The sequence below is a fragment of the Acidisoma sp. L85 genome, from assembly GCF_009765865.1.
Taxonomy (GTDB): Bacteria; Pseudomonadota; Alphaproteobacteria; order Acetobacterales; family Acetobacteraceae; genus Acidisoma.
The window spans coordinates 186,936-213,109 of record NZ_LMUQ01000064.1; the positions used below are offsets into that span (position 1 = coordinate 186,936).

27 protein-coding genes are annotated in these 26,174 nt (G+C 65.2%); 7 read left to right on the forward strand and 20 right to left on the reverse strand.

The window, feature by feature from the left end; genetic code table 11:
- Both GSQ83_RS22795 and GSQ83_RS22800 read left to right on the forward strand, forming a co-directional pair.
- Positions 1-330: hypothetical protein (locus tag GSQ83_RS22795; RefSeq protein ID WP_216850498.1), on the forward strand; the 330-nt coding region annotated here is incomplete at its 5' end.
- Between the two features lie 18 nt (positions 331-348).
- Positions 349-996, forward strand: a complete 648-nt coding sequence (locus GSQ83_RS22800; RefSeq protein ID WP_158805165.1) for a glutathione S-transferase family protein — start codon at positions 349-351, stop codon at positions 994-996.
- Positions 997-1,176: 180 nt separating this feature from the next.
- Here GSQ83_RS22800 and ppdK read toward each other — a convergent pair whose 3' ends face one another.
- Genes ppdK through GSQ83_RS22815 form a run of 3 tightly spaced genes read right to left on the reverse strand, consistent with a single transcriptional unit; the run spans position 1,177 to position 6,800 of the window.
- Positions 1,177-3,804 carry a pyruvate, phosphate dikinase gene (gene ppdK, locus GSQ83_RS22805; protein WP_158805278.1) on the reverse strand — a complete coding sequence of 876 codons (2,628 nt, stop codon included), beginning with the start codon at positions 3,802-3,804 and terminating at the stop codon, positions 1,177-1,179.
- A gap of 11 nt (positions 3,805-3,815) precedes the next feature.
- Positions 3,816-5,891, reverse strand: a complete 2,076-nt coding sequence (glyS, locus tag GSQ83_RS22810; protein WP_158805166.1) for a glycine--tRNA ligase subunit beta — start codon at positions 5,889-5,891, stop codon at positions 3,816-3,818.
- A gap of 51 nt (positions 5,892-5,942) precedes the next feature.
- Positions 5,943-6,800 (reverse strand): glycine--tRNA ligase subunit alpha, encoded by an 858-nt coding sequence (locus GSQ83_RS22815; RefSeq protein WP_174246720.1) that lies wholly within the window; start codon positions 6,798-6,800, stop codon positions 5,943-5,945.
- Between the two features lie 137 nt (positions 6,801-6,937).
- Here GSQ83_RS22815 and GSQ83_RS22820 point away from each other — a divergent pair, with 137 nt between their 5' ends.
- Positions 6,938-7,339: a ketosteroid isomerase-related protein gene (locus GSQ83_RS22820; protein WP_158805167.1), complete on the forward strand. Its 402-nt coding sequence runs from the start codon at positions 6,938-6,940 to the stop codon at positions 7,337-7,339.
- A 214-nt stretch (positions 7,340-7,553) separates the two neighbouring features.
- On the opposite strand, the gene GSQ83_RS22825 is transcribed toward GSQ83_RS22820, so the two are convergent.
- Genes GSQ83_RS22825 through GSQ83_RS22835 form a run of 3 tightly spaced genes read right to left on the reverse strand, consistent with a single transcriptional unit; the run spans position 7,554 to position 9,577 of the window.
- Entirely contained in the window at positions 7,554-8,213 is a 660-nt protein-coding gene (locus tag GSQ83_RS22825) for a hypothetical protein (RefSeq protein ID WP_158805168.1), read from the reverse strand.
- Between the two features lie 9 nt (positions 8,214-8,222).
- Complete coding sequence (gene aat, locus GSQ83_RS22830) at positions 8,223-8,876, reverse strand: leucyl/phenylalanyl-tRNA--protein transferase (RefSeq protein ID WP_158805280.1); 654 nt, start codon at positions 8,874-8,876, stop codon at positions 8,223-8,225.
- Between the two features lie 56 nt (positions 8,877-8,932).
- Positions 8,933-9,577, reverse strand: a complete 645-nt coding sequence (locus GSQ83_RS22835) for a helix-turn-helix transcriptional regulator (protein ID WP_158805169.1) — start codon at positions 9,575-9,577, stop codon at positions 8,933-8,935.
- A 448-nt stretch (positions 9,578-10,025) separates the two neighbouring features.
- Between GSQ83_RS22835 and GSQ83_RS22840 the strand changes: the two genes are divergently transcribed.
- Positions 10,026-10,262: a hypothetical protein gene (locus GSQ83_RS22840; RefSeq protein WP_158805170.1), complete on the forward strand. Its 237-nt coding sequence runs from the start codon at positions 10,026-10,028 to the stop codon at positions 10,260-10,262.
- Positions 10,263-10,305: 43 nt separating this feature from the next.
- Here the strand turns inward: GSQ83_RS22840 and GSQ83_RS22845 are convergent, their stop codons facing one another.
- From GSQ83_RS22845 to GSQ83_RS22895, 11 genes are all read right to left on the reverse strand, one after another.
- Complete coding sequence (locus GSQ83_RS22845) at positions 10,306-10,575, reverse strand: hypothetical protein (protein WP_158805171.1); 270 nt, start codon at positions 10,573-10,575, stop codon at positions 10,306-10,308.
- A gap of 161 nt (positions 10,576-10,736) precedes the next feature.
- The gene (locus GSQ83_RS22850; RefSeq protein ID WP_158805172.1) at positions 10,737-11,684 is read right to left on the reverse strand and encodes a cation diffusion facilitator family transporter; all 948 of its coding nucleotides are present in this window, start codon (positions 11,682-11,684) and stop codon (positions 10,737-10,739) included.
- 23 nt (positions 11,685-11,707) lie between these two features.
- Positions 11,708-12,370, reverse strand: a complete 663-nt coding sequence (locus GSQ83_RS22855) for a tyrosine-protein phosphatase (protein ID WP_158805173.1) — start codon at positions 12,368-12,370, stop codon at positions 11,708-11,710.
- A gap of 27 nt (positions 12,371-12,397) precedes the next feature.
- Positions 12,398-13,180 (reverse strand): succinate dehydrogenase iron-sulfur subunit, encoded by a 783-nt coding sequence (locus GSQ83_RS22860; RefSeq protein WP_158805174.1) that lies wholly within the window; start codon positions 13,178-13,180, stop codon positions 12,398-12,400.
- Positions 13,181-13,368: 188 nt separating this feature from the next.
- Entirely contained in the window at positions 13,369-15,180 is a 1,812-nt protein-coding gene (sdhA, locus tag GSQ83_RS22865; protein ID WP_158805175.1) for a succinate dehydrogenase flavoprotein subunit, read from the reverse strand.
- A gap of 60 nt (positions 15,181-15,240) precedes the next feature.
- A complete protein-coding gene (gene sdhD / locus GSQ83_RS22870) occupies positions 15,241-15,642 on the reverse strand; it encodes a succinate dehydrogenase, hydrophobic membrane anchor protein (protein ID WP_158805176.1) in 402 nt (133 codons plus the stop codon).
- An 11-nt stretch (positions 15,643-15,653) separates the two neighbouring features.
- Positions 15,654-16,088, reverse strand: coding sequence for a succinate dehydrogenase, cytochrome b556 subunit (sdhC, locus tag GSQ83_RS22875; protein WP_158805177.1), 435 nt, complete (start codon positions 16,086-16,088; stop codon positions 15,654-15,656).
- Positions 16,089-16,244: 156 nt separating this feature from the next.
- Positions 16,245-17,273, reverse strand: coding sequence for an aspartate-semialdehyde dehydrogenase (locus tag GSQ83_RS22880; RefSeq protein ID WP_158805178.1), 1,029 nt, complete (start codon positions 17,271-17,273; stop codon positions 16,245-16,247).
- A 133-nt stretch (positions 17,274-17,406) separates the two neighbouring features.
- Positions 17,407-18,282, reverse strand: a complete 876-nt coding sequence (locus tag GSQ83_RS22885; RefSeq protein WP_254065850.1) for a CDP-alcohol phosphatidyltransferase family protein — start codon at positions 18,280-18,282, stop codon at positions 17,407-17,409.
- Positions 18,279-19,037 carry a phosphatidylserine decarboxylase gene (locus GSQ83_RS22890; RefSeq protein ID WP_158805179.1) on the reverse strand — a complete coding sequence of 253 codons (759 nt, stop codon included), beginning with the start codon at positions 19,035-19,037 and terminating at the stop codon, positions 18,279-18,281. Before GSQ83_RS22890 ends, GSQ83_RS22885 begins: the two co-directional genes overlap by 4 nt.
- 16 nt (positions 19,038-19,053) lie before the next feature.
- Positions 19,054-20,241, reverse strand: coding sequence for a LysM peptidoglycan-binding domain-containing protein (locus GSQ83_RS22895; RefSeq protein ID WP_158805180.1), 1,188 nt, complete (start codon positions 20,239-20,241; stop codon positions 19,054-19,056).
- Positions 20,242-20,600: 359 nt separating this feature from the next.
- Between GSQ83_RS22895 and GSQ83_RS22900 the strand changes: the two genes are divergently transcribed.
- Together GSQ83_RS22900 and GSQ83_RS22905 are read left to right on the forward strand one after the other, a co-directional pair.
- Positions 20,601-21,185 carry a TIGR00730 family Rossman fold protein gene (locus GSQ83_RS22900; protein ID WP_158805181.1) on the forward strand — a complete coding sequence of 195 codons (585 nt, stop codon included), beginning with the start codon at positions 20,601-20,603 and terminating at the stop codon, positions 21,183-21,185.
- 200 nt (positions 21,186-21,385) lie between these two features.
- Positions 21,386-22,201: a 23S rRNA (adenine(2030)-N(6))-methyltransferase RlmJ gene (locus tag GSQ83_RS22905; RefSeq protein ID WP_158805182.1), complete on the forward strand. Its 816-nt coding sequence runs from the start codon at positions 21,386-21,388 to the stop codon at positions 22,199-22,201.
- A gap of 172 nt (positions 22,202-22,373) precedes the next feature.
- On the opposite strand, the gene GSQ83_RS22910 is transcribed toward GSQ83_RS22905, so the two are convergent.
- From GSQ83_RS22910 to GSQ83_RS22920, 3 genes are all read right to left on the reverse strand, one after another.
- The gene (locus GSQ83_RS22910; RefSeq protein ID WP_158805183.1) at positions 22,374-22,961 is read right to left on the reverse strand and encodes an NUDIX domain-containing protein; all 588 of its coding nucleotides are present in this window, start codon (positions 22,959-22,961) and stop codon (positions 22,374-22,376) included.
- A 5-nt stretch (positions 22,962-22,966) separates the two neighbouring features.
- A complete protein-coding gene (locus tag GSQ83_RS22915; protein WP_158805184.1) occupies positions 22,967-23,599 on the reverse strand; it encodes a 2OG-Fe(II) oxygenase in 633 nt (210 codons plus the stop codon).
- An 84-nt stretch (positions 23,600-23,683) separates the two neighbouring features.
- The gene (locus tag GSQ83_RS22920) at positions 23,684-24,346 is read right to left on the reverse strand and encodes a ribonuclease D (protein ID WP_174246721.1); all 663 of its coding nucleotides are present in this window, start codon (positions 24,344-24,346) and stop codon (positions 23,684-23,686) included.
- A gap of 158 nt (positions 24,347-24,504) precedes the next feature.
- On the opposite strand from GSQ83_RS22920, the gene GSQ83_RS22925 reads away from it, so the two are divergent.
- Positions 24,505-26,154 carry an alpha-keto acid decarboxylase family protein gene (locus GSQ83_RS22925; protein ID WP_158805185.1) on the forward strand — a complete coding sequence of 550 codons (1,650 nt, stop codon included), beginning with the start codon at positions 24,505-24,507 and terminating at the stop codon, positions 26,152-26,154.
- Positions 26,155-26,174 lie beyond the last annotated feature (20 nt).

Below are 26,174 nucleotides of genomic sequence, written 5' to 3' on the forward strand. Positions count from 1 at the left end.
CACCTACATTATGCCCGCTGCATAGACCCATATTTCGGACCTTCTTGGTACTGGCGGGTGCTCGGGGTCGCCCAGTTCGCGCTATATCAATACGGGGAAGCCTTGGCCAACTTTGATCGGGGCGCACCAACGGGCGCGGGCGAGACTGCCATGATGGCGGGATGCTGCGCGAAGTTGGGCTTCGTCGAACGCGCTCGGGAGTTGGTGGCGCAGTGTTTGGCAATTCAACCCGACGCGACGATAGGCTACCTCGTCGCCAGAACCCTCTTTAGCGAAGGTGACCGCGAGCATCTTGCCGAGTGCCTGCGTCTTGCCGGATTGCGCGAATAGCCCCGTTTGAGGAACACGATGTACACTCTCTATTATTCGCCGGGCAGGGCAAGCCTGGCGATCCACTGGATTCTGATCCATCTTGGCGTTTCCTTCGAGGCTCGCTTGATAGATTTCGTCACCAAGGCCCACAAGAGCCCCGAATACCTTCGGATCAACCCCGACGGAACGGTTCCAACGCTCGTCGTGGGTGGTGCGCGGTACTTCGAGTCCGCCGCGCTTGCGCTGATGTTGGCGGAGCGCCATCCGGCGGGCGACCTCGATATTCCGCAAGGAGCGCCGGAGCGGTCAGACTACCTGCAGTGGATGGTTTATTTTGCCAATACGCTGCAGCCGCTCTACCGTGCGTGGTTCTACGCCGATGAGGTTGGAGGAGCCGAAGCGGTCGAGGCGGTGAAGGCGCATGCGCGTGTGCGCATCGAGAGGGTTTGGGAGCGTGTCGATGCACGGCTGCGGGAAACGCCCTACATTGCGGGCAAGAGCCTCAGTGCCGTCGATTTTCATGCGACCATGCTTATGCGCTGGTCACGCGAAATGCCAACGGCCGCGGATCGATGGGACAATATAGCTGGTTATCTTGATAGGATGAGAGCTTTGAAATCATTCAGCCTTGTGCACGAGCGCGAGGGACTTGAGATGTGGCCTCGTGTCCTTCGCGGATTCTAGCTCGGGGGTCGACATTTCTATGTCTCATCTCCCAAACAAGAGAATTAAATATCTCGTTCAGCTCATTCGAGCTTTCCCGGGAAGACTTTCGCTCTACGGCACTTTTACGCCCTCTCTAGGGCCGACTGTTCCGGATAATCATCGAGCCTTCCCAGAAAGAGTCGCCGTTTTCTAACACTTTTATGGCCCACGGAGCTGGAACACCTTGACCGAGCGACCGGAAACATAGTCGAGCCCGACCTCCTGGCAGAAGGCGATCGAGGCCGGATCGCCGCCATGCTCGCCGCAAATGCCGAGCTTGAGCTTCGGTTTCGTCGCCCGCCCTTTCTCGACCGCGATCTGCACCAGCAGGCCGACGCCATCACGATCGAGCGAGACGAAGGGGTCCTTCTCAAAGATCCCGCTCTCGACATATTTCGGCAGGAACTTGCCGGCGTCGTCGCGCGAAAGCCCGAAAGCGGTCTGGGTCAGGTCGTTGGTGCCGAAGCTGAAGAAGTCGGCATCGATCGCGATGCGGTCGGCGAGCAAAGCTGCGCGCGGCAGCTCGATCATGGTGCCGACCTGATACTCGATCCGCTGTCCGGCGGCGGCGAAGACCTGCTCGGCCATGCGATCGACCTGGGCGCGGGTGATCTCCAATTCGCGCTTGCTGCCCACCAGCGGGATCATGATCTCCGGCACCGGTGCTTCGCCGCCCTCGGCCACGATCGCCAGCGCCGCCTCGAAGATGGCGCGGGCCTGCATTTCGTAGATCTCGGGATAGGTAATGCCGAGGCGGCAGCCGCGATGGCCGAGCATCGGATTGGCTTCCGAGAGATCCGCCGCGCGCTGGCGCATCACGGACGTATCGACGCCGATCGCCTGCGCCACCTCGGCCAGCTCCTGCTCGCCATGCGGCAGGAATTCATGCAGCGGCGGGTCGAGCAGGCGGATGGTCACCGGCAGCCCGACCATGATGCGGAAGAGCGAGATGAAATCGTCTCGCTGGAAGGGCATCAGCTTCTCGAGCGCGACGCGTCGCCCCGCCTCGTCGCCCGCCATGATCATCTGGCGCACGGCGCCGATGCGGGTGGGGTCGAAGAACATATGCTCGGTGCGGCAGAGGCCGATGCCCTCGGCGCCAAACTTGCGCGCCGTTTCGGCGTCGAGCGGGGTCTCGGCATTGGCGCGCACCGCGAGGGTGCGGATCTCGTCGGCCCAGCCCATCAGGATGCCGAAGTCGCCCGAAAGCGCGGGCTCGATCATCGCCACGGCGCCGACGAAGATCTCGCCGGTTGCGCCGTCCAGCGTGATGGTCTCGCCGCCGCGCACGGTGCGGCCGCCGGCCGAGAGGGTCTGCGTGCCGTAATCGACCGCGACGCCGCCGGCGCCCGAGACGCAGGGGCGGCCCATGCCGCGGGCCACCACCGCCGCATGGCTGGTCATGCCGCCGCGCGTGGTGAGGATGCCGCGGGCGGCATGCATGCCGTGGATGTCCTCGGGGCTCGTTTCAATGCGAACGAGAATGACCGCCTCGCCCTTCTGCGCCCGCATCTCGGCCTCATCGGAGGAGAAGACGACGATGCCGCAAGCGGCACCCGGGCTCGCGGGCAAGCCACGGCCAAAGAGCGTCCGCTTCGCATCGGGGTCGAGCATCGGATGCAGCAGTTGGTCGAGCGAGGCCGGGTTGATGCGCCGCACCGCTTCCGGCTTGTCGATCAGCCCGGCCTGAGCCATTTCGACTGCCATGCGCAGCCCGGCGGTGGCCGTGCGCTTTCCGTTGCGGGTTTGCAGCATGTAGAGCGTGTTGCTCTGCACGGTGAACTCGATGTCCTGCATGTCGCGATAGTGCTGCTCCAGCGTTTCGCGGACCTTCAGCAGCTCGGCATAGGCCTGGGGGAGTGCCTCCTCCATGCTGACCTCGCCGGGTTTCGCACGCGCCTTGGATAGCGGTTGCGGGGTACGGATGCCGGCGACGACATCCTCACCCTGCGCATTGACCAGGAACTCGCCGTAGAAGATGTCCTCGCCGGTCGAGGGATCGCGGGTGAAGCACACGCCCGTCGCGCAGTCCTGGCCCATATTGCCGTAGACCATCGCCTGCACATTGACGGCGGTGCCCCACTCGGCGGGGATGTCGTGCAGCCGGCGATAGGTGATGGCGCGCGGGTTCATCCAGCTGCCGAAGACCGCGCCGATCGCGCTCCATAGCTGGGCCTGCGGATCCTGGGGGAAGGGGGCGCCGGTCTCGTTCAGCACGAGATCCTGGTAGGCCTCGACGACTTCCTCCCATTGATGGGAGGTCAGCGCGGTGTCTTCCACCACGCCGGCATCGATCTTGGCTTGCTCGATGATCTCCTCGAAGCGGTGGTGATCGACGCCGAGTACGACGCTGCCGAACATCTGGATGAAGCGGCGATAGCTGTCCCAGGCGAAGCGGCTGTCGCCCGATGCCGCTTCCAGTCCGCGCACCGTCTCGTCGTTCAGGCCGAGGTTGAGCACCGTATCCATCATGCCGGGCATCGACACGCGCGCGCCCGAACGTACCGAGACGAGCAATGGCTTGGCCGGATCGCCGAAGTTCAGGCCGACGGCCTCCTCGACCCGCGCCAGGGCGCTGCGTACCTGGGCGTCGAGATCATCCGGGTATTTGCGGCCATTGTCGTAGAAGGCCGTGCAGAGATCAGTTGTGATGGTGAAACCGGGCGGCACCGGCAGGCCGATCCCGGCCATCTCCGCCAGGTTTGCCCCCTTGCCGCCGAGCAGGTTGCGCATTTCGGCGCGGCCCTCGTTATGGCCGGCCCCGAAGTTGTAGACCCACTTCGTCATCACATCAGCCATTACACGGCTCCCGTGGTTTCTAGTCGCGAGAAGTCTGCGGCTCGATCCATCGTGCCGCGCAGCCGCTTGAGCAGCCGCAGCCGATTGTCCCGCAGTTCAGGCACGTCGGTATTAACGATGACCGCCTCGAAGAAGGCGTCAACCGGGGCACGCAACCGCGCGAGCGCCGCCATGGCGCCCGAGAAATCCTCGTCGGCAAGGCGCGGCCCGATCGCCGCTTCGGCGGCGTCGAGCGATTGCACCAGTGCCGTTTCCTCAGGTTGCGTCAGCCGCATCGTATCGACCGGGCCCTCGGGCAGTGGCGCCTTACGCTCCTCGATGCGGAGGATGTTGGCGGCGCGGCGGTAGGCGGCAAGGAGATCCGCGCCCTCTGTCGTGCCGAGCAAAGCCTCGACCGCATCGGCGCGGCGCAGCAGGCGATTGAGGTCGTCATCATTGGCGGCCGCGAAAGCAGCGGCGAGCACGTCGTGACGGCGGCCCTCGGTGCGAAGTTGCACGCGGAGGCGTTCGACGATGAAGGCGAGCACGTCGTCGGCGAGAGCGGCTTCGCTGTCCGTCGGCTGCGCGAATGCTTGGTGTGCATGCCGCACCAGTTGGCGCAGTTCAAGCCGCAGGTCGTTCTCGCGGATGAGGCGCAGGACGCCCAAGGCGGCGCGGCGCAGCGCATAAGGATCGCCCGAACCGGAGGGCTTCTCGCCGATCGCGAAAAATCCCGTGAGGATGTCGAACTTCTCGGCAAGTGACACTGCTATCGAAACTGGCGCGGTCGGCGTCGGGTCTTGCGGCCCGCGTGGCGCATAGTGGTCGCGCACGGCATCGGAGACTTCGATCGTTTCGCCGTCATGGAGCGCGTAGTAGCGGCCCATGGCGCCCTGAAGCTCGGGGAATTCGCCGACCATTCCCGTCGTCAGATCAGCTTTCGCGAGTTGCGCGGCACGACGCGCTTGCGCCGGGTCCGCACCTACCAATGGCGCAATGATTCCGGCGAGCGTTTCCATCCGCCACACGCGCTCTCCCTGATTGCCGAGCTTGGCGTGGAAGGTCACGCGGTCGAGGGCCGGGAGGCGCGACGCAAGGGTATCCCGGCGGTCCAGATCCCAGAAATGCCGCGCATCCGATAGCCGCGCGCGCAGCACGCGCTCGTTGCCCGCGACGATCGCCATGCCACCATCCGGGGCCGCGATATTGGCGGCGAAGACGAAGGCCGGTGCGGGTTTTCCGAAGGCGTCGGTGAGCGCGAAATAGCGTTGGTTCACGCGCATGGAGACCTGTCTCACCTCAGGTGGCAGCTCCATGAATTCGGCATCGATGCGGCCGAGCAGTGGCACCGGCCATTCGACTAGGCCGGTCACCTCATCGAGTAGGCCATCGTCGGGTACCATGTGGTATCCAGCGGTCTCCGCGACCCGCGCCAAACCCTCGGCGATCTGCGTTCGCCGTTCGACGGGGTCGGCGAGCACGAAGCGCGCGCGCAGGGCGGATTCGTAGTCGGCACTTGACGCGATGGCGACGCCGCCGGGCGCAAGAAAACGGTGGCCTTCGGTCTTGTTGGTGCTGGCCAATCCGTGGCCGTTATCCTCGCTTTGGGCGAGATCGAACGGCACGACGGTGCCATCGAGCAGGCACAGGATCCGGCGTAGCGGACGGACCCAGGTGAAGGCACTCGTGCCGCCCCAGCGCATGGATTTCGGCCAGGGGAAGCGCCGCAACAGGGCCGGGATTGCTTCGGCGATCAGCGCTTCGGCCGGGCGGCCGGCGGTGCGCTTGGTGAGCAGCCAGTAGCCACCCTCCTCGCGCAGATCGTCGCGCGCGGCGCCGTGTTTGCGGAGAAAGCCGGCGACCGCTTGCTCTGGCGCGGCGAGCTTCGGTCCGCGTTCGTCGGTTGTGGCGGCCGGAACCTCGGCGGCCACCGTGCCGATCCAGGCGATCCGCCGGGGGCCATACAGCACGCGTGTCGTAGTGGGGGCGAGAGTGGCCAGGGCTTCGGTCAAGAGACGGCTGAGGTCCTCGGCGGCGCGCTGCTGCATGCGCGCCGGGACCTCCTCGGAGAAGAGTTCGAGCAGGAGCTCAGGCATGGACCGAGCCCGGCCGTAGCGGTGGGCTAGCCGGTGGATCGGCCGACGCCATCAAACTTCACCCGCCAGCCAGGCCTCGGCGCAGCCACGAGCCAACGCACGGACCCGGCCGATATAGGCCGCGCGCTCCGTCACGCTGATGACGCCGCGAGCGTCGAGCAGGTTGAACAGGTGGCTCGCCTTGATGCATTGGTCGTACGCCGGCTGCGCCAGCTTGCAGCTGAGCAGGCTGGCGCACTCGGCCTCGGCATCCGCGAAATGCCGTATCAGCATCTCGGTATTCGCGACCTCGAAATTGTAGCGACTGTAGTCCCGCTCGGCGCGCAGGAAGATATCGCCATAGCTCACGCCCTGACCGTTGAAATCGAGGTCATAGACGCGCTCGACGCCTTGGACGTACATCGCCAGCCGCTCAAGCCCGTAGGTCAGTTCCATGCTCGGCAATTCGCAGGCGATGCCGCCGACCTGCTGGAAATAGGTGAATTGCGTCACCTCCATGCCGTCGCACCACACTTCCCAGCCGAGGCCCCAGGCGCCCAGGGTCGGGCTCTCCCAGTCATCCTCGACGAAGCGAATGTCGTGCAGGGCGGTGTCGATGCCGATGGCGCGGTAGCTGCCGAGCAACAGCGCCTGGGCATCCGCCGGGCTCGGCTTCATGAGCACCTGATATTGGTAATAGTGCTGAAGCCGGTTCGGGTTTTCGCCGTATCGCCCATCGGTCGGGCGGCGGCTCGGCTGCACATAGGCGGCTTTCCACGGCCGCGGACCGAGCGCCCGCAAGGTCGTCGCCGGGTGAAACGTACCGGCGCCCATCTCGACGTCATAGGGTTGCAGGATGACGCAGCCTTGCGCCGACCAATACTCGTGCAGGCGCAGAATTATGGCCTGGAAGCTCAGGGGCTTGGCCATCGATGAAGCCCCTTCGACGGGGGGCTTGCACTGGTCCATCGAACTCGGGTTCATGGGCTCGCCACGCTACGGGGCCACTCCCTTACGGCCCCTCAGGCGCCAGGGCAAGGCGAGCGAGCGAGAGGGTTGGATCCGGAATGAGCGAGACGGCGCGGGTAATCGAGGCTTACTACCGAGCCTTCAACGCGGGCGACAAGGCGGCGTTTCTCGCTTTGCTCACCGAGGATGTCGTCCACGACATCAACCAGGGCGAGCGACAGGTCGGGCGGGAGGCGTTTGGCCGCTTCGTCGACCACATGACGCGCTGTTACAGGGAGCGGCTGGAGAATCTGGTGATCCTAACCGGCCCGCCCGGTAGTGGCGCGGCGGAATTCACTGTCCATGGCAGCTACATCGGCACCGATGAGGGGCTGCCGGAGGCAAAGGGCCAGACCTATGTCTTGCCGGCCGGCGCCTTCTTCGAGGTGCGGGACGGTAAGGTCGCTCGCATCACCAACTACTACAGCCTGCCGGATTGGATCAGGCAGGTCGGCGGCTGACGTTCTCGAGGCGTTGGGACGGACGGGCGCCTCGAGCGGGATGCGTTTGGTTTGCGACCATGCTCATTCCATCACGTCACGCTCGGCGAAGGCCGAGCATCCACGCCTTTGTTTGCCCGAACGAAGGCAGGCGTGGATGGCATGCGGGGGGCCGCCCCGCCTTCGCATGCCATGACCGATCTTTGGAGCGCCGTTCAGACCAAAGACACTAGGCTTAAGGTCCCGACAGCCCCGTGATGCCCGAAACCATGCTTTGAAACAGGCTCGGCGGAAGATTGACCGTTGGCATGCCGTCGGGCGGATCGAACAGATCGGGCGGCTGATCGACATAGTTCACACTCAGCGCCGTGACGCGGCCGGACGGGATCCGGCCGGAACTGTCAGGCTTGTCGCCCTTGCCCTCGGCGCTCAGGATAATGCCGTCATTGGTGATGCAGCTATCGCCAGCGCCATGCGGCCCCTCGATCCGCCAGACGGTGCAGGCGATGCCGGCGACGCTGCGGGTGCCGGCGCGGCTGAAATGGAGGTTCGACCCAGGGTCGAGCTGGCGGTGCAGGAAGCCGCCGGTCGCGACGGCGAAGCTCATGCCCTTATCAGGCGACACCAGGATGACCTGTTCGGCGCCCCGGTCGATCAGCAGGTAGTCGGGCCGGCCGACTTCCGATAGCCGCAGCTTCTGGTTGGCGGCTGAGATATCCGCTTCGACCCGCAACGCACCGCTTCCGGTGCTCTGGACATCATAGACGATGGTCGCGTCCCGCATCGGCAGGATCGAGGGATACTCCTGCGCCGCGGCACCGGTCGCGACGCAAAGGGCACCGGCGGCGCCGAACACGAGCCGACGCAAGATCAGGCCAGAGGGGAGGGATTGCATGAGGCGATGCTACTCCAATTCCGTAACGATACGGTTGAGAAGATCCGCGTCGATCGTCTCGACCCAACGCGCGTCGATCCGCAACGCCCTTTCGAGCCGGTCGCGGTAATCCTGTCGGGCGATCTCGATGGTGCCGAATTGCGCCAGGTGATCGGTCACGAACTGGGTGTCGAGGAGCGTGAAGCCACCCAGCCGAAGCCGCGCGACAAGCTGGACCAGGGCTACTTTGGAGGCGTCTCTCGCGCGGGAAAACATGCTCTCCCCAAAGAACGCACCGCCAAGGACCACGCCATAAAGCCCGCCCACCAGCCGGTTCCCGGACCAGCATTCGATACTATGGCCATAGCCCATCATATGCAGCTCGCAGAACAGCCGCTCGATCTCCGGATTGATCCAGGTATCGGCGCGGCGCGGCCCGGTTTCGGCGCAGAGATGCAGCACCTCGGCGAAGGCGCGGTCGGCCGTTACCTGGAACTCGCCGGACAGGACGGTCCGGCGCAGGCGGCGCGGCAAATGGAAGGTATCGAGCGGGAGCACGCCGCGCAGCTCAGGGTCGAGCCAATAGAGCCTCGGGCTGCCGCGCGTTTCGGCCATCGGGAACAAACCCGCCCGATAGGCACGGAGCAGAAGCTCCGGTGTGACATCGATCTGGCGGCGGGACATGCGAGGCATGTGGGGCGATTCCGCCTGGGGAGAACTAGCGCCGGGCGCGGTAAACATTATTGGCTCGCCCAGACGATGCGATGCATCCACAGAATCGCATCCACCGGCAGGCTGACATCGCCGCGCGCCGGGTTGAGCGACCGGGCGTCCACGCTCCGCGCCGAGCGGCGGGCGATCTGACGGACCAGGAAACGGCCCTTGCGATCCCGCAGCACCACGCGGTCGCCGCGCCGGATCGGGGCGAGGGGCGAGACGATCACAATGTCACCGTCACGATACACCGGCTCCAGCGCATCGCCGCCAACCTCGATGGCATAGGCGCGCGGATCGAGCACTTCGGGCAAGCCCGCCTCATCCCAGTCGCTGCCGGTCGGATTGCCGGTGTCGTCGAAAAAGCCGGGCAACGTCGCTTGGGCCAGGCCGATGAGGGGGAGGCGCCGGGTCGCTGGCCGGGAACCCGCGGGCAGCGCCCGCGCACCGCTCACGAGGGCGGCGAACTCCTCGAGCGTGGCGTCAGCCGCTTCGAGAACCTTGGAGACGCTTTCGGTGCTTGGCCAGCGCTCGCGGCCCGTTTGGGTCGCTCGTTTGGACGGGTTGAAGGTGGTCGCATCCAGGCCTGCGCGGCGAGCCAGGCCTGAGGCAGAGAGCCCACGTTCCGCTGCCAGCGTATCGATGGCGCGCCAGACGTCTTCATGCCGCATTCAAAATCCCATCACGCTCGGCCCGCCTGCCGGAGCGGCACTCTGACGAAGATCGTCCTGGCCGAAAATAAGATAATTTTCCTTGCGTCGAGCTTGAAAATCTCCTTCGCTAACGTTAGTTATTTCGTTATGGTAACGAGTGTCCCTCCTAACCGTCTCTATTTTGCGATATTTGCCTTCGCGACGACCAGAAAGGGTCTTTGAGGCGGTATAAAATTCTGGGCTATTCCATTGGCGGAGAGGCCGCTTGATCCGCAGAGACAAACCTGCGGTCGCCGAAACATACTTAGCCTGTGAGCACAATCTGTAGAATCCGAAAAGCCCGCAAAACCCGTTAAAGCGACAGAGCGGTCTCGGGAATTTTTTTAAGACACTAACATTTTAACAAGAATTAATTCCTGACGTAAATCTCTCAGGATTAAGTTCATAGAGATAAAGGATGGGACCAATGTCCTTCGCTCTCCGGAACCTTTGCGTTCTCGCCTATGCGAATGGCTTTACGCTTTGGCACTACAAGGCCGGGGCGGACGCGCTTGACGATATCGGCGGTCAGGGCTTCTTCGCCGACGCTTCCAATATGATGATGGCCGGCGACATGGTCATGATTTCGGCCCATGACGGCGGTCGAGTCGCGGCAGTTGCTAAGCGCCAGGGGGCCGTGGCCTTGGCGGAGTTGCAGGCATAGCGGGTTAGGGTCCGGCTGCTGGTCGCCGGACCCCGCCGCGACGCTAGTAGCCGCCGTAATAGCCGCCGTTGTTATAGTACTGAGGCCGCTGGGGTGTTGTGGCGGCGCCGCCAGCGGCGCCGACTGCGCCACCGATCAATGCTCCGATACCGGCACCCTGGCCGCCGCCTGCGATGCCACCGATGACGGCCCCACTTCCCGCGCCGATGGCCGCGCCGCCGAGGGCGCGCTGGCCGGGGCTATAGGGATCGGTACAGGCGCCGAGTAGCGTTAGGCCAGCCAATGCGGCGAGCGTGGTCAGCTTGGTCTTCATGGTTAAGGCTCTCCTTGTCCTAGTGACCGCAACATCTGGGTGTGCATGCGAGTTCCGGCATCACCCATCGCGCTACGGTTTGCTTCTGAGACCTAGATCGGCCCCGAGGCCGAATTGGCACCTTCCTGTGGTGGCGTTGTGGCGATGCGGCGGTGAGGCCGTTACAGAACCACAACGCCGGTATGCTTCGCCTTTCGTTCCGGCTCGACATGGATGGTGACGACAAGACCCTCCATTTCGGCACGCAGCGCGGCTTCGATCCGGTCGCAGATGTCATGCGCCTGATCCACTGGCATCGCACCTGGCACGACGAGGTGAAACTGGAGGAAGGTCAGCCGGCCCGCCTGACGTGTCCGCAGGTCATGGGCTTCCAAGGCGCCGTCGGCATGGGTGCTGACGAGGTAGCGGATGCGCGCCAGGGTTTCGGCATCCGGCGCCGCATCCATCAAGCCGCTGACGGAACTGCGCAGCATGCGAAGGCCAGACCACAGGATATAGACCGCGGTCGCGGCGGCGAGGGCCGAATCGAGCCACAGGATCCCGGTGGCCAGGACGAGGCAAAGGCCGAGGAGAATACCGCCTGAGGTTACCACGTCCGAGGCGAGATGCCGTGCGTCGCCCAGCAAAGCAGGGGAGCGCAGCCGCCGTCCCTGGCGGAACAGCACCGCCGACCAGGCGCCGTTAAACGCGGTCGCGACCAGGTTGATGCCCATCCCGGAGAGTGGCGCCGACAGGCTGTGGCCGAGCTTGAGATCGAACCAGACGTGGAAGAGGATCGAGCCCGCCGCGAGGATGATCAGCAGCGCCTCGACCACGGCCGAGAAGAATTCCGCCTTGTCGTGGCCGAAGGGGTGATCGTGATCGGCCGGGCGCGCGGCGATCGTCAGCGTCCAGAAAGCGACCACCGCGCCGGCGACGTTGACCACGGATTCGAGCGCGTCGGAATAAAGCGCGGCGCTGCCCGTCAGCCACCAGGCCGCAACTTTCAGGGCAAGCACCGTCAGCCCGACGAGGATTCCCCCCGCCGCGAGGCTGCGCGCCGGAAAGGCCCCGCGTGAGCGCGCCCAATCCGCTGCGTCATCGCTTAGATCGACTGCAGGCAAGGCCATCCGAGGAACACTCCCGGCTTCTGCTATTCGCGCCGGAGCACCCGGTCCACGACGAAGGCTGAGAGGCCGCCGGCGATAAAGTCCCGGCGGAGGGCCGCTTCGTCATACTCGGTCTTCACCCAATCCAAAAACGGGATTCGGCCTTCCGCCTCTCTCGCGTAGAGCAGGAAAAATGCATCGAGGATGCCGGTGCGGGCATTGCTCCAATGGCCGAAGCGCCAGGAGAGCTGGTTCAGGGCATCCGCGCTGGTGCCGCCGCGCATCACCAGATAGAGGCCGGCGGCAAGTCCGGTGCGGTCCGCGCCCGACTTGCAATGCATGATCGCCGGCTCGACCAGGGTTTCCAGGATCGAGGCGAAACGCAGAATGCGCTCCTTGTGCGGCGCGCCACGGCTCTCGAACGCCATGTCGATATGGTGCAGCCCGAGTTTCGCCGCTGCCTCGCGCGACAGCGCGTCGGATCCGCAGAACCGCTTGCCACGCAGATTGATGACCGTCTTGATGCCGAGCTTGCGCTGCGCCGCGGCCAGCCGCCAGGCATGCGGATGGTTGCAGCGATACATTCGCTTCGGCGCCACCTCCGCCCAATTCGCGAAGACGAAGCGGACGAAGGAATGGTCCATCACGAGCGAGTCGGACCAGGCGGCTACCCGGCCGCGGCCCGTCGTGAGATTTCCTCTGAACATGCGAGTTGAAGCGGTGCGCGCCCGGCCTTAGCCTTGGCGCTGCACCATGAGCTTCTTGATCTCGCCGATCGCCTGGGCGGGGTTCAGCCCCTTGGGACAGGTCTCGGCGCAGTTCATGATGGTGTGGCAGCGGTAGAGCTTGAACGGATCCTGCAGGGCGTCCAGCCGCTCGCCCTTATGCTCGTCGCGGCTATCGGCGATCCAGCGATAGGCGGCGAGCAGCACGGCCGGCCCGAGATAGCGGTCGCCGTTCCACCAGTAGCTGGGGCAGCTTGTGGTGCAGCAGAAACACAGGATGCATTCCCACATCCCGTCGAGCTTGGAGCGCTCCTCCACACTCTGCAGCCGCTCGGCATCCGGTGGCGGCGGCGTGTCGGACTGCAGCCAGGGCTCGACGCTGCGATATTGGGCGTAGGCCTGGCTGAGGTCGGGCACGAGATCCTTGATCACCGCCATATGCGGCAGCGGATTGATCCTGACCGCGCCACGGCAATCCTCGATCGGCTTGAGGCAGGCAAGGGTATTCGTGCCGTCGATATTCATGGCGCAGCTACCGCAAATGCCTTCACGGCAGGAGCGGCGAAAGGTCAGCGTGCCGTCGACCTCGTTCTTGATCTTGATCAGCGCGTCGAGAACCATCGGCCCGCAATCATCGAGATCGATCTCGTAGATATCGGTATGCGGGTTCTTTTCGTCGTCGGGGTTCCAGCGATAGATCTTGAATTCGCGCACGCGTTTGGCGCCGGCCGGCGCCTTGTAGCGCTGACCCTCGACGACCTTGCTGTTCTTCGGAAGGGTGAACTCAACCATTTCCGGGATCTCCTAGGAGTCGATGCGGGCGGGAGTGATCCGCGCCGGATGAGCAAGCACGACGTCATCCCATGCGAAGGCATGGGATTCACGCCTTGCCGCGGGCGGCCCCGCCTTCGTGACGCGCGTAAGGCGTGGATGCTCGGCCTTCGCCGAGCATGACGAGGTGGTTGCGATGGCCATCAGCCTCAATACACGCGCTTCTGCGGCGGGAAGACGGAGACCTCGTTGGTCAGGGTCTGCATCTTGACCGGCCGATAATCGAGCTTCACCGCACCGGAGTCGTCACACCAGGCCAGGGTGTGCTTCATCCAGTTCTTGTCGTCGCGATCGGGATAGTCGTCATGCGCGTGGGCGCCACGGCTCTCATGGCGGGCTTCCGCGCCGACCATGGTCACCATCGCATTGCCCATGAGGTTCTGCAGTTCCAGCGCCTCCACCAGATCCGAGTTCCAGATCAGGCTGCGGTCGCTGACACCCATATCGGCCATGCCGCTCCAGATCTTCTGCACCTTCTCGACGCCCAAGGTCAGACTCTTGGCGTTGCGGAAGACGGCGGCGTGGGACTGCATCGCACGCTGCAGATCTACACGCAGCTCGGAGACGCGGGTCGCGCCTTTCGCGTGCCGCACGTCATCGAAGCGCGCGATCGACGCCTCGCCGGCGCGTGGCGGGAGCGGCGCCTGGGTGGCGCCGGTCTGGATCGTCTCGGCGGCGCGATGCGCGGCGGCGCGGCCGAAGACCACTAGGTCGAGCAGCGAATTGGTGCCGAGGCGGTTCGCGCCATGCACCGAGACGCTGGCGCATTCGCCGATCGCCATCAGGCCGCGCACCACGCGGTCCGGATCGCTCGGCGTAGGGGATAGTACCTCGCCGTGATAATTCGTCGGGATGCCGCCCATGTTGTAGTGCACGGTCGGCAGCACCGGGATCGGCTCCTTGGTCACATCCGTGCCCGAGAAGACCCGCGCGGTCTCGGAGATGCCGGGCAGCCGCTCATGCAGCAGCGCGGCGCCGAGATGCTCCAGATGGAGCAGGATGTGGTCCTTGTTGGGACCGCAGCCGCGTCCCTCGTTGATTTCGATGGTCATCGAGCGTGACACCACGTCCCGGCTCGCCAGGTCCTTGGCGGTCGGCGCGTACCGCTCCATGAAGCGCTCGCCCTCGCTATTGGTGAGGTAGCCGCCCTCGCCACGCGCGCCCTCGGTTATCAGGCAGCCGGCGGAGAAGATGCCGGTCGGGTGAAACTGCACGAATTCCATGTCCTGCATGGGCAGGCCGGCGCGGATCACCATGCCGTTGCCGTCGCCGGTGCAGGTATGGGCGGAGGTGCAGCTCTGATAGGCGCGGCCATAACCGCCGGTCGCGAGCACCACCGTCTGCGCTCGGAAACGATGGATCGAGCCGTCATCCAGGCACCAGGCCGTCACGCCGCGGCAGACGCCTTCCTCATCCATGATGAGGTCCAGCGCGATATATTCGACGAAGAACTCGACCTCATGCTTCAGGCTCTGCTGATACAGCGTGTGCAGGATGGCATGGCCGGTGCGGTCGGCGGCGGCGCAGGCGCGCATCGCCGGGGATTTGCCGAACTCCTTCATATGGCCGCCGAAGGGGCGCTGGTAGATGCGCCCATCCTCGGTGCGGCTGAAGGGGACGCCGAAATGCTCAAGCTCGTAGATTGCCGGGATGGCGTTGCGGCACATGTATTCGATGGCGTCCTGGTCGCCGAGCCAGTCCGACCCCTTCACGGTGTCGTACATGTGCCAGCGCCAGTCATCCTCGCCCATATTGCCGAGCGCCGCGCCGATGCCGCCCTGCGCGGCGACCGTATGGCTGCGGGTGGGGAAGACCTTCGTAAGGCAGGCGGTCTTGAGGCCGGCTGCGCCCATCCCCAGGGTCGCGCGCAGCCCGGCCCCTCCGGCACCGACGACGACAACGTCGTAGGTGTGGTCGATGACGTCGTAGCTGCCCAGGGTGGGCTTCGTGATCGCGTTCATCTCAGCCTCGTCGTGATGGGAGGGACGGCCGCATGGGAGGGCCGCCAGCCTCGCCTGAATTCAGATCGCGAGCTTCACCACGGCGAGCAGGGCCGCGAGACCGAGGAGCACCACTGCGGCTTTCATCACCAGCAGCACGATGAGCCGCGTGCCCTCGCCATGGATGTAATCGTCGATCACCACCTGAAGCCCGAGCTGCGTGTGGTGGAAGGAGGTCACGATCAGCGCCACCAGCAGTACGGCGACCAGCGGATGCGAGACCCAATGTGCGATGTCGGGCTGCGGATGGCCCGCCATGCCCAGAACCGAGAAGACAAACCAGAGGGTGAGCGGGATGAGCGCGACCGAGGTCACGCGCTCCATCCACCAGTGATGCACTCCGCTGCGCGCGGCGCCGAGCCCTTTGACGCGGCCAAGCTCGCTCTGCCGCACCGTGATCGAAAGCTTGTCCTTGGGCGCCATGATCGCGGTCCTCAGAGCCACACGGCCAAGCCGACGACCCAGCTCAGCACCGTGAGCACCACGGTCGCAACCAGGACCGCGAAGGCATTGCGGTGCGATGTTTTGACATCGAAGCCAAAGCCGGCGTCCCAGAACAGATGCCGGATGCCGTTGCAGAAGTGGTACCAGAGCGCCAGCGTCCAGCCGAACATCAGGATCAGGCCGATCGGCGAGCCCACGAAGCCCTGAGCCGAGGCGAAAGCGCGGGGACCCGTCGCCGCCGCCACCAGCCACCACACCATGAGCAGCAGCCCGACCGCGAGCGCGCAGCCGGTGATGCGGTGAAAGATCGAGGTCGCGGTGCTGATCTGCGGCTTGTAGATTTGGAGATGCGGCGAGAGCGGGCGTTGCACCAACTTGCCGTCGCTGCGCTTGCCGATGATCAATGCGTCGCGCACGTCCGCCATGGGTCGGTTCCAGTTAGAATGTCGGTCGGGCCGGGACCGTGCGTCCGGCAGAGGAGGGCCGAGGAAGGCTAGGTCTTTGGGACGCTTCTCTAATCTTCGACGGAAGATGGGTCAACGCAGGTGCAGCATCACGATCGTGGGTTGCCGGGGCAGCGCTTACGCTGCCTGCCGGGCGAAGACTCCCTGGGCCACCAATGTTTCGGCGATCTGCACAGCATTCAACGCGGCGCCCTTGCGGAGGTTGTCGCCGACACACCAGAAGGCGATGCCGTTCGGCACGGTGGGGTCGCGGCGAATGCGGCTGACATAAACATTGTCCTCGCCGGCGACCTCGGTGGGTGTCGCATAGCCGCCATCTTCGCGCACATCCGTCACCGCAATGCCGGGGGCGCCACGCAGCGCCGCGCGGGCTTCACCGGGGGCGACCGGCCGTTCGAACTCGACATGAAGGGCGAGGGCGTGGCCGATGAACACCGGCACGCGCACGCAGGTCGCCATTACCGCGATATTCGGATCGAGGATCTTCTTGGTCTCCACCACCATCTTCCACTCTTCCTTGGTGGAGCCGTCATCCATGAAGGAGTCGATATGCGGGATGACGTTGAAAGCGATGTTCTTGGTAAATTGCTGCGGCGTCACAGGATCGTTGACGTAGAAGGCCCGGCTATTGGCGAAAAGCTCGTCCATGCCTTCCTTGCCTGCGCCAGACACTGACTGATAGGTCGCGACGACAACCCGCTTGATCTTGAACTCGTCGTGTAGCGGCTTGAGGGCGACAACCATCTGGATCGTCGAGCAATTTGGGTTCGCGATGATCCCTCCGCGGAAGCCGTGGAGCGCCTCGGGATTGACCTCGGGCACGACCAGCGGAACGTTCGGGTCCATACGGAAATGGCTGGTATTGTCGATGACGATACACCCAGCCTCGACCGCGCGCGGCGCGTGAATGGCGGAAACCGACGCGCCGGGGCTGAACAGTCCGATGTCCCAGCCGCGAAAGTCGAACTTCTCGAGATTCTGGGTTTTGAGGACGCGGTGCTCGCCGAAGGAGATCTCGGTGCCCGCCGAGCGGCCCGAGGCCAGGGCCGCGATGTCGCTCACCGGAAAGTTGCGTTCCGCGAGCGTCTTGAGCATTTCGCGTCCCACCGCTCCGGTGGCACCCACGACCGCGACCCGATAGCCCATGACCCTCTCCCGTCCCGGCGCCTGAATGCCGCGCCACCAACCCGAAGCGGTTAAGCCCAAGCGCCGCCGGCGACAAGCAGCGCTATAGGGGGGATGCCCTGCATAAGGCGCTTTCCACTTTTGGCTGCCATCGTCAGGCTTCCTCGTCTGAACCGGCCCGCATCGCTTCCGCCTCGTGCTTGAGCCGGTGGAAGCTGCGGAGGCTGAAGGGGAGCATGCCGAGATAGATCAGCCCCGCCGCGGCCAGGGCGGCCCAGGGCTCGGCGAAGAGGATGGCTGCGAAAATGCCGGTGCCGAGCAGCAGCGGCAGCACGTATTCCGCCGGCACCTTGAAGTTCTTGAAGCTCCAGACGGGCAAGGTCGAGACCAGCAGGATGGCGGTGCCGATCAGCACCAGCGCCCCGAAGAACGGCGAATGCGCGATCATCGAGAGCCAGCCGAGGTCGAGGGAACGCGCTTCGAGACCAAGGAAAACCGGGAGGAGGGCGAGCCCCGCTCCGGCCGGCGCCGGAACGCCGGTGAAGAAGCCGGAGGTATAGGTCGGCGCGGAATCGCTATCGAGCGCCGCGTTGAACCGCGCGAGGCGCAGCGCCATGCAGACCGCGAACATCAGCGACGGCACGAAGCCGATGCCGCCATAGGTGCCGAGCGACCAGAGATACATGACGAAGGCGGGGGCCACGCCGAAGCACAGGAAATCCGCCAGGCTGTCGAATTCGGCCCCGAAACGGGAGGTGCCTTTGAGCAGGCGGGCGATGCGCCCATCCAGCCCGTCGATAACCCCGGCAAGGCTGATGGCCACGACCGCGGCGTCAAAATGACCGCCAAGCGCGAAGCGCATGCCTGTCAGCCCCGCGCAGAGGCCGAGCATGGTGAGAAGGTTCGGCAGGAGCCGGTTGAAGGATGGACCCTTGAAGCGCGGGCGATGCGGCGGGCGCACCCGCCTCCGGCGCCTCCGGGCCGGCCAGATGCGCCCGTCGGGCTCGCCCGAAAGGCGCGGGCCGCTCAAAAGACTGTTCCGCCCGAGATTGTGGAGGCGCCCGCGTAGGTGATTGTCGGCCCCGTCGTCTCGGCCCGAGCGCGGGGTGCGAATTCGAGGTCGAGCTCGGCGATGACGCTTTCGCCGCCGACCATCTTCTGCCCTTCCGACACCAGGGGCTGGACGCCTTCGGGCAGATAGAGGTCAGTGCGGCTGCCGAAGCGGATGATGCCGAAGCGGCCGCCCGCCTGCACCGCGTCACCCTCGCGAACCTGGCAGACGATGCGCCGCGCGATGAGGCCAGCAATCTGCACCACGGCGATCTCCCGCCCGTCCGGCAAGCGGATGGCAAGGGCGTTGCGCTCATTCTCGTCGGCGGATTTGTCGAGATTGGCGCTCAGGAACTTGCCGTGACGATAGGCGATGCGGGTGACGGTGCCATCCGCCGGCATGCGGTTCACATGCACGTCCAGCACCGAGAGGAAGATCGCGACGCGCCAGCGCGGCATGATGCCGAGGCCAAGTTCGGGCGGCGGTGTCGCCAGCATGACGCTCACGACATGGCCATCGGCAGGCGCCAGCAGCGCGCCGGGGCGCGGCGGGGGATGCCGCTCCGGATCGCGGAAGAAGTAGAGGCAGAACAGCAGGAACAGCACGCCGATCCAGGACAGCCAGTGCCCGAAGATCAGCCCGACGACGACGACCGCCGCGCCGATGGCGAGGAAGGGCCTCGCCGCCGGGTGGGGTGGGGAAAAAACGAAGCGAAAAGCGCTGCCGTGGGCCATGATGGCGGTGCTGTTATCAGCTCTTATGGTGGTGTGCCATCTTGTGCCATGGCGGCAGAGGCGGCGCATGGGCTGCCTCGTCGGCGGTCGGCATGTGGAAAGTCTGGCCAGGATAGATCAGGTCGGGGTCGCGGATCTGGTCCGTGTTCTCCTTGAAGATCGCAGTATATTCCGTGCCGTGCCCGAAACTGTGGCGCGAGATGAGCCAGAGCGAGTCGCCGGGCTGCACGATGGCCTGGCCTGGCAGCAGCAGATGCGCGAGGTCGGCGCGGGCGAAGGGCACTTCTGTGCGCGCCGCGACCTTGCCGCTGGCGCTCAGCTCATCCGCGCGCAGCTTGTGGACGCCTGACTTGAGTTCATCAATCGGCGAAAGCTGCCATTGGCCTGACGCATCGGCCTCGGCATCCCCAACAGCCTTGTTGTCGACGTAGAGGCGAACACTCCGGCCCGGCGCGGCATGGCCGACGAAGCGGATATGCCCTTGCTGGTCGTATTGCACGATATCGAGGCCGACCGGCCCCGGATGGCTGCCCGGCACTGGTTGCAGCAGGCGTGGCGGCGCATTGCCCTGCGACAGCACGACAAGGGAGCCGCTCGGGCCGATGCTGCTCGGCGGGTTTGCCGGGGGCGCGCCGCTTTGCGACATGGCCACGCTGCCCGGTGCGCTCGGGGTGGAAACGCCACCGGGGGGGCTTTCGGCGGGGATGACCTTCTGGACGGTGTTGTCGGCGACGCTGCCCTGGGGGCTTTGGGGCGCCGCGCCCTGGGGGGTCTCTGTCGCACCGGCGCTCTTCGGCGCGAGGGCAGCGACCACGCCGGGAACGGTCAGAAGGACGGTGGAACTGCCCGGCCCAACGGTTTTCGTGCCGGGCGTCGTGAGATGCAGCTCATGCACACCCGGCGCGAGCGGCGCATCGGGCAGGAAGACCCACTGGCCGTTGCTGTCGGAGGTGATCTCGCCAATGACGTTCTTGTCGTTGGTGATCGTGACAGTCGTTCCCGGCGCCGCGCTACCGGCCATGACAAGCGAGCCCTGCGGATCGACCCGCACGACGTCCACGCCTGGACCTTTGGTGGCAGCGGGTGGGGCGGGCGGTGGCGCGACGCTCGGCGGCATGGCCAGCGCGGTCATCTTTGGCGCACTCGCGGCCGGTGCCGCGCTTGCTGGCGTGGTTTGCGGTTTCGCGGGCGTGGTCGGAGCCATGGCAACACCGTGCGGCGCCGCGGGTTCGCTGCCTGGTCCCATACGTTCGTAGACGGTAGCGGCACCTGCGGCCAGTATACCGAGCAGGAGAACAAGTCCCAGGATGGGCCGCCAGGACGTCCGAGACGTCCCAGTGCCTTCTTCTGGTGAATGGCGAGTCACCTCAGTCATCGATTCGCGGCCGCCCCTGTCGAAAAGCTCTCAATACATCCGCTCGTTATCATGAAATGAATAATTCTTGTGCACCCTTCGGGTTCGCAGGTTCTGATTGCGGTGCCGGGGCGGTTGCACCGCAGCCGAAGGGCTGCCACCAAGCGCTCGCTGGCGGAGACTCTGCTGGCGGCAAGGAAGGAGAATGCATGCCGGCGATCAAGGCAGTGACGGTCTTCGGCGGCGCGGCATCCGGCCAGGATCCCGCCTATCGGCGCGCGGCTCTGGCGCTGGGTGAGGGTCTCGCGCAGGCGGGCATCACCGTGATCTACGGCGGCGGCGGCATCGGCATCATGGGCGCCGTCGCGGATGGTGCTCTGGGCGCCGGTGGCCATGTCATTGGAATTATACCGGACTTTCTGGCCCGGCGCGAGGTGGCGCATCGTGGCGTTAGCGAAATGATCGTCACCGACAGCATGCATTCGCGCAAAAGCCGCATGTTCGAGATGTCGGATGCCTTCATCACGCTGCCCGGCGGACTCGGGACGCTGGACGAGACCTTCGAGATGATTACCTGGCGGCAGCTCGACCTGCACAACAAGCCGATCTTGATCTGCGACATCGGCGGCTGGGCGGCGCCGTTCATGGCTCTGATCGACACGCTGGTTGGCCAGGGTTTCGCGCTGCCCTCCGCCCGCGCGCTTTATGAGGTGGTGGACAGCACGGATGCCGTGCTCGCCCGCTTACGTCAGGTGCCGGCCGGCGATCAGGCAGTGGAAACTGAGCAGCTTTAGAGGCGGATTTCTCTGGTTTGGACCGTGCCCAATCCCCCACGTCATGCTCGGCGAAGGCCGAGCATCCACGCCTTTCTTGCTCGACGAAGGCAAGGCGTGGATGGCACGCGGGGGCCGCCCCGCCTTCGCGTGCCATGACGGATCCTGGGGTCGGGGTTCAGTATTAGACCATCACGCCCTAGAAACGAGACGCCGAGCGGATGAATTATCGCCACGCCTTCCACGCCGGGAACTTCGCGGACTGCCTGAAACATGTGCTCCTGCTCTGGCTGCTGCGTGCCATGGCGCGCAAGGAGGCGGGCTTCGCGGTGCTGGATACTCATGCCGGGGCAGGGCGCTACGACCTGTCGGGCACCGAGGCTGAGCGTAGCGGGGAATGGCGGCAGGGCATCGGCCGGCTGCTGGATGACACGCCGCCAGCCCTTGCCGATTACCTGGGCATCGTGCGATCCCTCGGGCTCTATCCCGGTTCGCCGGCGCTGACCCAGGCCGTGCTGCGCCCGCAGGACCGTCTCATTTGCTGCGAATTGCAGCCCGAGCAGAACGCGGCGCTCTCCCGGCTGTTGCGCGGCGACAAGCGGGTCGCGGTCCATCTGCGGGATGGATTCGGGGCACTGAGGGCCCTGCTGCCGCCGGCCGAACGGCGCGGGCTCGTGCTAATGGACCCGGCTTTTGAGAACCCCGGCGAGTTCGACCGTATCCTGGTGGCTCTGCGGGAAGGGCTCGGCCGGTTCCCGGCAGGCGTCTTCGCCGTCTGGTATCCCGTGAAATATCGCGCCCGGGTGCGGGCTTTCCATGCCGCGATCGTGGAGAGCGGGATGCGGGACGTGGTGGTGGCCGAGCTCTTGCTGCGGCCGCCTAACGAGTTCGAGCATCTCGGCGGTTGCGGTGTCCTTGTGGTCAATCCGCCCTGGCGCTTCGAGGAAGAAGCGGCGCCGATCCTGGCGGCATTGGCCGAGAGGCTGGGAGAGCCCGGGATTACCGAGGCGGTGCTGACGCGGCTGGCAGCGGAGTAGAGGCTGAGCGCCCGTTGCCAATCGGCAAGATACTGACCGATCCAGGAGTCCCCCCGTCATGCTCGGCGAAGGCCGGGCATCCACGCCTTACTCGCGCAACGAAGGCAAGGCGTGGATCCTCCGCCTTCGCGGAGGATGACGATGGTGGGCTTATTGCCAACGCTAGCTCGTATCAGTCCGCAATTCCGTGCAAAGCCGCCCATTGCAGCAGCAGAATCGTCTTCCCATCGACGATCTCGCCGCGGCCGATCATCGCCACGGCCGCTTCGAGCGTGATCTCAAGCACCTCGATATCCTCGCCCTCGTCGGCCAGGCCGCCGCCCCGGCCGGTGCGGTCGGCTTCGCCATAAGTCGCGACGAAGAACGAAATGCGTTCGGTCAAGCAGCCGGGGCTCATGAACGAGTCGAAGATTCGGCGCGGGTTGCGGATGACGCAGCCGATTTCCTCGCGCGCCTCGCGGATGATCGCGGCTTCCGGCTGTTCGTCGCCATCCAGCATCCCGGCGCAGACCTCGATCAGCGGGTGCGGATGGCCGTTGAGATAGGTCACGAAGCGGATCTGGCGGGTCAGCAGCACGGTGCCGCGCGCCGGGTCATAGGGTAGCAAGGCGACGGCATTGCCGTGGGTATAGACTTCACGGGTCAGCCTCGACCACCGCCCATCGAAGTGGCGCTGGTCGAACTCCACCCGCCGCAGCAGGAACTTCTCGTCCGAGAGCACCGTTTCCTTGAAGTTCCGGACGGCGCTCTCCTCCGCCATGCGGATCAGGAGGCCATGGTGAGGCGTTTGACGAAGGCGGAGACCTTGTGGCGGCGCATTTCGGATCGGGCGGTGCTGTCGGTGGTCATGTAGTTGAGCTGGATCACGTAGCGCGTGCCGACGAACTGCTTATGGCCGTGCCAGGTGGTGGGGCCGTTGGGGAAGATCAGCAGCGTGCCGTTCACCGGCGGCACTTCCACCGCGAAATCCTCGATGTCGTCGGGGCCGCGCAGCAGGCGGAGGCAGCCTTCACGCCGCGCCCAGGCCTCGGTCTCGGGGTTGAGATACAGCAGGATGGTGACGCGTTTGGTGTGGCTGTCGCAGTGGATGCGGCCATCCTTCTCCCGGCTCGACCCACGCAGCGTCACCATCGTCGGCGCGCCTTCGAGGTCGAGGTCGAACTTGGCGGCGACGGCATCGCGGAACCGCGGGCCTTCCAGCTCCTCCATCAGTGCCTTGGCGTTCGGGCCGAGGCGCAACGAGCCGATCGGGAAGGAGCCGCCCTTGTCGAGCTTGGGCAATTCGCGCGTCACGGCGGCTAGCGAGGCGGGGCGGACGAAGTTCTCGATCACGATATGCTCGTACGGGTCCTCGGAAACCGGCGTCGCCTGCAACGCCTGATAGTCGAGATCGATCATGGTGACCCTCCATGCGGCAACGGACTCCCACCTAACATGGTGCGGGCGCGTCGCGTTGCGCGAAACTCGCGGGGCGGCGGCTCCTCAGCCGCGATGGGCGTAGATGTCGGGTTCCTCGTAGCCGAGGAGATCGAGCTCGCAGCGCGCCGGCAGGAAGGCGAAGCATTCCTCCGCCAGAGCCAGCCGATTTTCGCGGATCAGCAGCGCCTCTAGCCGCGCCCATAGGGGGTGGAGGTACATAACGTCCGAAGCGGCATAAGCGAGTTGCTCGGAAGTGAGTTCCGGGGCGCCCCAGTCACTGGTCTGCTGTTGCTTGCTGATCTCGACTCCGAGCAACTCGCGGCAGAGGTCGCGCAAACCGTGTCGATCGGTGAAGGTGCGGACCAGCTTGGCGGCGATCTTGGTGCATTTCACCGGCGCGGCGCGGATGCCGAGGGCGTGGTACAGCATCGCCACGTCGAACCTAGCGAAATGCATGAGCTTGACCCGGTTGGGGTCGCTGAGCTGCGCCTTCAGGTTCGGGCAATCATAGCCCCGGCCGCCGAGCGCGGGCGGGATGAGCTGCACCAGATGCGCCTGGCCGTCTCCCGAGGAAATCTGGACCAGGCACAGCCGGTCGCGCCTGGGGTCGAGCCCCATGGTCTCGGTATCGACCGCGATGACAGGTCCGAGTTCCAGCCCGTCCGGCAGGTCGTGCCGATGCAGGTGGATCGTGGCATTGGGCATGAATTGGGTAACGTCCGCCATGAGCGGTGGCCTACAGCATCAACCTTGGACCCTCAAGCGAAGCGGCGAAAAGAGTGGCGCCATGCATGTCTCGGCTGCGGTTCCGGTCGGCGGGCGTTCCTCTGGCCAGTCGCCGGAGAAAGGGTGCAACCTCCCCCGATTCAGCCGGAAGCCCCTTTATGTCACAAACCGTCATCCAGCATGTGCTCCGTCGCCTGACGGAGATTGGCCTCACCGATGTTTTCGGTGTTCCCGGAGACTTCGCCTTTCCCGTCAATGATGCGATCTGCGCCCCGGACTCGGGTCTGCGCTGGATCGGCACGGCCAATGAGCTCAATGCGGGATACGCGGCGGATGGCTATGCCCGGGTCCGCGGCTTCTCGGCCGTCTGCACGACCTATGGCGTGGGTGAGCTGGCCGCGCTGGCCGCCATCGCAGGCGCCTATGCTGAGCATGTGCCGCTGTTTCATCTGGTCGGCATGCCGAACATGGCGGTGCAGGCGAGCCATTCGCTGATGCACCACACGCTCGGCAATGGCGAATTCAATCTGTTCCACCAGATGAGCCAGCCCGTGGTCTGTGCCAGCGCCATCTTCACGCCGCAGAATGCCGCGTACGAAACCGAGCGATTGATCGCCGAGGCGCTGATGCACCGGCGGCCCGTCTATATGGGCTTCCCGGCAGATTACGCGTCGCAGCCGGTGCTGGGGCAGGCGTCGCCAATTCCCGCGCCCCGCAGCGATCCAGCAGCGCTCGAGGCCGCGCTGGTGGCGGTACTGGCCGAGCTTGGCGCCGCGAAATCAGCCTGCATCCTGCCCGGTACCCTCGCGGCCCGGCTTGGTCTGCAGAGCGCGATCCAGGCCATCGTCGATGCCAGCGGACTGCCCTTCGCGACGATGTTCATGGACAAAACGATGCTGGACGAATCCCAGCCCGGCTATCTCGGCATCTACATCGGCAAGCTGATGAACGAAGCGGTAAGGGTTTTCGTGGAAGGCTGCGACCGCATCCTCACCATCGGCACCATGATGACCGACTTCAACAGCGGATTTTTCACCGCGCGGCTCGATCCCGAGCGAGTCATTGCGATCCACCACCATCATGTGACGGTGCGCGGCCATGTGATCGCCAATGTCGAGATGGCCGATATCCTCGCGGCGCTGGCACCGCGGCTGACGCGCGGGCGGAGGATTTCGGCGCCGGCGCCGGAGCTTCTTGGCGATATCGAAGGCGAGGGCGACGCGCCGATCACAGCCGCCGCGCTTTATCCGAGATGGGAGCGCTTCCTGCGCGAGGGCGATATTGTCGTCGCCGATACCGGCACGGTCTCGATGGGTCTCGGCTTCGCCCGGATGCCGAAGGGCGCGACCTTCTACAATCAAAGCCTTTGGGGCGCGATCGGCTGGGCGACGCCGGCAGCGCTTGGTGCGGCACTCGCGGCGCCGGAAAGGCGCACCGTGCTCGTAACGGGCGAAGGCGCGCATCAGTTCACTGTGCAGGAGCTTGGCCAATTTGGCCGCCTCGGGCTGAAGCCGGTGATCTTCGTGCTCAACAACGACGGCTATCTCATCGAGCGTTTGCTCTGCCGTGATCCGGCGATCAGCTACAACGACATCGCGCAATGGAAATACGCGCAACTGCCGGAGGCCTTCGGTTGCGAAGGATGGTTTTCCGCCCGCGTCACGACATGCGGCGAATTGGATGCCGCGATGGAACGGGCGGCGCGCGGTGACGTCGGTGCCTATATCGAGATCGTCACCGACGCCTATATGGCGCCGGAATTGCCGCAACGGATGCACGAAAACGTTGCGAAGATGTATAAGCAGTGAGGCGGCACCGTGCCCTTCGA

Bases quoted from the DNA above. Each gene is read 5' to 3' on its own strand.
- GSQ83_RS22855 (WP_158805173.1), bottom strand. From the start codon at position 12,370: ATGTTCAGAGGAAATCTCACGACGGGCCGCGGCCGGGTAGCCGCCTGG.
- GSQ83_RS22900 (WP_158805181.1), top strand. From the start codon at position 20,601: ATGCCGGCGATCAAGGCAGTGACGGTCTTCGGCGGCGCGGCATCCGGC.
- sdhD (WP_158805176.1), bottom strand. From the start codon at position 15,642: ATGGCGCCCAAGGACAAGCTTTCGATCACGGTGCGGCAGAGCGAGCTT.
- GSQ83_RS22880 (WP_158805178.1), bottom strand. From the start codon at position 17,273: ATGGGCTATCGGGTCGCGGTCGTGGGTGCCACCGGAGCGGTGGGACGC.
- GSQ83_RS22850 (WP_158805172.1), bottom strand. From the start codon at position 11,684: ATGGCCTTGCCTGCAGTCGATCTAAGCGATGACGCAGCGGATTGGGCG.
- GSQ83_RS22925 (WP_158805185.1), top strand. From the start codon at position 24,505: ATGTCACAAACCGTCATCCAGCATGTGCTCCGTCGCCTGACGGAGATT.
- GSQ83_RS22860 (WP_158805174.1), bottom strand. From the start codon at position 13,180: ATGGTTGAGTTCACCCTTCCGAAGAACAGCAAGGTCGTCGAGGGTCAG.
- aat (WP_158805280.1), bottom strand. From the start codon at position 8,876: ATGTCCCGCCGCCAGATCGATGTCACACCGGAGCTTCTGCTCCGTGCC.
- GSQ83_RS22815 (WP_174246720.1), bottom strand. From the start codon at position 6,800: ATGGCCAAGCCCCTGAGCTTCCAGGCCATAATTCTGCGCCTGCACGAG.
- ppdK (WP_158805278.1), bottom strand. From the start codon at position 3,804: ATGACGAAGTGGGTCTACAACTTCGGGGCCGGCCATAACGAGGGCCGC.
- GSQ83_RS22825 (WP_158805168.1), bottom strand. From the start codon at position 8,213: ATGCAATCCCTCCCCTCTGGCCTGATCTTGCGTCGGCTCGTGTTCGGC.
- GSQ83_RS22845 (WP_158805171.1), bottom strand. From the start codon at position 10,575: ATGAAGACCAAGCTGACCACGCTCGCCGCATTGGCTGGCCTAACGCTA.
- GSQ83_RS22800 (WP_158805165.1), top strand. From the start codon at position 349: ATGTACACTCTCTATTATTCGCCGGGCAGGGCAAGCCTGGCGATCCAC.
- GSQ83_RS22890 (WP_158805179.1), bottom strand. From the start codon at position 19,037: ATGGCCCACGGCAGCGCTTTTCGCTTCGTTTTTTCCCCACCCCACCCG.
- glyS (WP_158805166.1), bottom strand. From the start codon at position 5,891: ATGCCTGAGCTCCTGCTCGAACTCTTCTCCGAGGAGGTCCCGGCGCGC.
- sdhA (WP_158805175.1), bottom strand. From the start codon at position 15,180: ATGAACGCGATCACGAAGCCCACCCTGGGCAGCTACGACGTCATCGAC.
- GSQ83_RS22820 (WP_158805167.1), top strand. From the start codon at position 6,938: ATGAGCGAGACGGCGCGGGTAATCGAGGCTTACTACCGAGCCTTCAAC.
- GSQ83_RS22905 (WP_158805182.1), top strand. From the start codon at position 21,386: ATGAATTATCGCCACGCCTTCCACGCCGGGAACTTCGCGGACTGCCTG.
- GSQ83_RS22835 (WP_158805169.1), bottom strand. From the start codon at position 9,577: ATGCGGCATGAAGACGTCTGGCGCGCCATCGATACGCTGGCAGCGGAA.
- GSQ83_RS22920 (WP_174246721.1), bottom strand. From the start codon at position 24,346: ATGGCGGACGTTACCCAATTCATGCCCAATGCCACGATCCACCTGCAT.
- GSQ83_RS22840 (WP_158805170.1), top strand. From the start codon at position 10,026: ATGTCCTTCGCTCTCCGGAACCTTTGCGTTCTCGCCTATGCGAATGGC.
- GSQ83_RS22895 (WP_158805180.1), bottom strand. From the start codon at position 20,241: ATGGCTCCGACCACGCCCGCGAAACCGCAAACCACGCCAGCAAGCGCG.
- GSQ83_RS22910 (WP_158805183.1), bottom strand. From the start codon at position 22,961: ATGGCGGAGGAGAGCGCCGTCCGGAACTTCAAGGAAACGGTGCTCTCG.
- GSQ83_RS22915 (WP_158805184.1), bottom strand. From the start codon at position 23,599: ATGATCGATCTCGACTATCAGGCGTTGCAGGCGACGCCGGTTTCCGAG.
- sdhC (WP_158805177.1), bottom strand. From the start codon at position 16,088: ATGGCGGACGTGCGCGACGCATTGATCATCGGCAAGCGCAGCGACGGC.